This is a genomic window from Thermoflexus sp. (assembly GCF_040289485.1).
In the GTDB taxonomy this organism is placed as follows: domain Bacteria; phylum Chloroflexota; class Anaerolineae; order Thermoflexales; family Thermoflexaceae; genus Thermoflexus.
On the sequence record NZ_PSLG01000115.1, the window covers coordinates 1 to 2,817 of the forward strand.

Sequence of the window (2,817 nt, forward strand, 5' to 3'; positions counted from 1 at the left end):
AACATCCGCCAAGACTTCCTGCACCAGGTGACCACGTGGCTGGCGAAAACCAAGCCGGTCATGGTGGTGGAAGACCTGGGCGTGCGGGGTCTTGGGCGGGGGAGGCTTTCCCAGTCTGTGGCCGACGCGGGCTGGGGCGCCTTCCGGCGGATGCTGGCGTACAAGACCCGGTGGTACGGATCGCAGCTCATTGTAGCGCCACGGGGCTTCCCGTCCACCCGACGCTGCGCGCGCTGCGGGCAGGTGGGCCCCAGGCTTCCCCTGTCCTGCCGGGTGTTTCGCTGCGCGGCGTGCGGGCTGGAGCTGGACCGGGACCTGAATGCGGCGCTCAATCTACGGCTTTACGGGCTGGCCACCCCAAACGGCCCTACCGGGAGTTCCCCGGGAAGGGACGCCTGTGGAGATCCCTCTGGCGGCGGAACGGCGAAGGGCCGGTCTACGCGCCACGGGTCGAGGAAGCCGGAAGGGGCCGGTCATCCGTTTCGCCGCGCAAGGTGAAAGGGATGACGATGCGCCACGGAACGGCTCCTGTTCGAGCGGAGGAGGCCTTGGATGGCGACAACAGCGCGCGGTGCGGCGACCACCTGGCCCCAATGGATCGCCCTGGGCCTTTATGGCCTGGCCCTGACCATGACCTCCAACGTTGTCGATCCCCCGTGGCTGAGCCAGAAGGCCAGCCAGTTGGCCGGCCCCGGATGGCAGAACACCCTCCTGGGCGGCGTGGCCTTCATCGGCCTGGTGTGGGCGGCTCTGGTGCAGCCCCTCTTCGGGGCATGGAGCGACCGGCTGCGCACGCCCTGGGGACGGCGCAAGCCCTTCCTCTGGCTGGGCAGCCTGGGGTTAGCCGTCGCCCTGGCGCTGCTGGTGGCGGCTCCCTCGGTGCCTATGCTGGTCCTGGCCCTGCTCCTGGTGCAGACCTTCTCCAACATGGTGCAGGCCGCCTACCAGGGGCTGATCCCGGACCATGTCCCGGAGGACCGGCGGGGACGCGCCTCCGGGGTGAAGGGGTTCATGGAGATCCCGGCGGTGGTGATCGGGCCGCTGGTGGCCGGCTACTTCCTGGGGCGGGGGCAGATCTGGGGACCCTATCCGGTGCTTCTGGCCCTTTACGCAGGGATCGGCCTGCTCACCGCTGGGGCCGTCCCCTCCCACGCCCTGGCCGAGCCCCCGGCCCGCCGTCCGGCGTGGATCTACCACGTGGACTGGGACCGGGCCCCCACCTTTGCCTTCTGGCTGGCCCATCGGTTGGTGTTCTGGTGGGCGTTGTTGACGCTGCGTACGTTCCTGATCTTCTTTCTGCGGGACACCATGTCCCTGACCCTGGAGCAGGCCCAGGCCCTCAACGGGACCCTGTCGGCGGTGCTGGGGGCGATGATCCTGATCCTGCTGATCCCGGCCGGGGCGCTGGCCGATCGCTGGGGGATCCGTCCGCTGCTGCGGGGAGCAGGGGTCCTGGCCGGGCTGGGCACCTTCGGGTTCCTGGGGGTCTCGCGGCTGGCGGGGCGGCCCGAACTGCCGGCCCTCATCGGCACGGCCATGGGGATCGGCGTCGGGGCGGCGTTGTTCGTGGCGGCCAGTTGGGCCTGGATCACGCGGATCGTGCCGGCCGACGAGGCGGCTCGGTATCTGGGCCTGGGGAACATCGCCACCGCTATGGGGAGCGCCATCGCTCGGCTGAGCGGGCCCGGGATCGACGCCCTCAACCGCAGCGCCGGCGGGCTGTTGGGCTACGATGTGTTCTACGGCCTGGCCGGCCTGCTCTTCCTGGCCAGCGTGGCCCTGGCCCGCCCGCCGGCCCCCCGCTGACCGGAGGGCGATCCGGTGCGGTGGCGGGAGTGGATGCAGGCCCTGCCCCAGCGCCTGCGAGGGCACCTGCCGCCAGGGCTGCGGGCCTTCCGCTGGCGGGCGCGGCCCTGGCTGGTCCAGGTTTACTACGGCGATCCGGCCTTTCACTATGAGGTGTGGATGCTGGGGGAGCGGCGCGGCCGGATCGAGATCGGGCTCCACTTCGAGAGCCGGGACCCGGAGCGGAACCGGGCGGCGCTGGCGGCGGTGGTCCCGTCGATCTGGGAGATCCGTGCGCGGCTGGGCCCCTTCGTGGAGGCCGAGCCGTGGGATCGGGGCTGGGCCAAGGTCTTCGAGACCCACCCACTCCCCCCGCCCGACGAGGAGAGCCTGGAGCGGTTCGCCGGGCGGCTGGCCTTGTGGATCGAGACGCTGGAGCCGCTGGTGGCGGCCCGCGGGTCGCGCCGCGGGTAGGCCCGCACGGGCTTGCGCGGAGGACAGATCGCGGCTACCATCGAGGCACCGCCGCCCCGCTCCCCGGCCCGGAACCCCGGGGCCGTTTCCGCCTTGGGCAGGCGGGGCGCCGATCTCGCTCGAGGAGGGGGCCGTGGCTTACGGCTACACCGGCCGCATCCTCCACGTCGACCTCACCGAGGGCCGCCTGTGGGTGGAGACGCCGCCGGAGACCTTCTACCGCACCTATATGGGGGGCAGCGCCATGGGGCTTTACTACATCCTGCGGGAGCTGCCCCCCGGCCTCGATCCTTTCGACCCCCGCAACGTCCTCACCCTCTTCCTGAGCCCGCTCACCGGCGCGCCCGTCTCAGGCCAGTCCCGCCTGATGGCCAATGCCAAGTCCCCGCTCACCGGGGCCATCGGCGACTCCCAGAGCGGCGGCTTCTTCCCGGCCGAACTGAAATACGCCGGCTTCGACGGCCTGGTGATCCGCGGGCAGGCCCCCCGGCCGGTCTACCTCCGGATCCACGACGGGGAGGCGGAGCTGCGGGACGCCGCCCACCTGTGGGGCCGCAC

Annotated in this window: 4 protein-coding genes; all 4 read left to right on the forward strand. The window is 71.6% G+C overall.

Going from position 1 to position 2,817, the window contains the following annotated elements:
- On the forward strand, positions 1-498 hold a 498-nt coding region (locus C4313_RS11485; RefSeq protein ID WP_352429985.1), incomplete at its 5' end, for an RNA-guided endonuclease InsQ/TnpB family protein.
- 54 nt (positions 499-552) lie between these two features.
- On the forward strand, positions 553-1,806 hold the full coding sequence (locus tag C4313_RS11490; RefSeq protein WP_352429986.1) for an MFS transporter: 1,254 nt from the start codon (positions 553-555) through the stop codon (positions 1,804-1,806).
- 15 nt (positions 1,807-1,821) lie between these two features.
- Positions 1,822-2,259: a hypothetical protein gene (locus tag C4313_RS11495; RefSeq protein ID WP_352429987.1), complete on the forward strand. Its 438-nt coding sequence runs from the start codon at positions 1,822-1,824 to the stop codon at positions 2,257-2,259.
- A 133-nt stretch (positions 2,260-2,392) separates the two neighbouring features.
- On the forward strand, positions 2,393-2,817 hold a 425-nt coding region (locus tag C4313_RS11500), incomplete at its 3' end, for an aldehyde ferredoxin oxidoreductase N-terminal domain-containing protein (protein WP_352429988.1).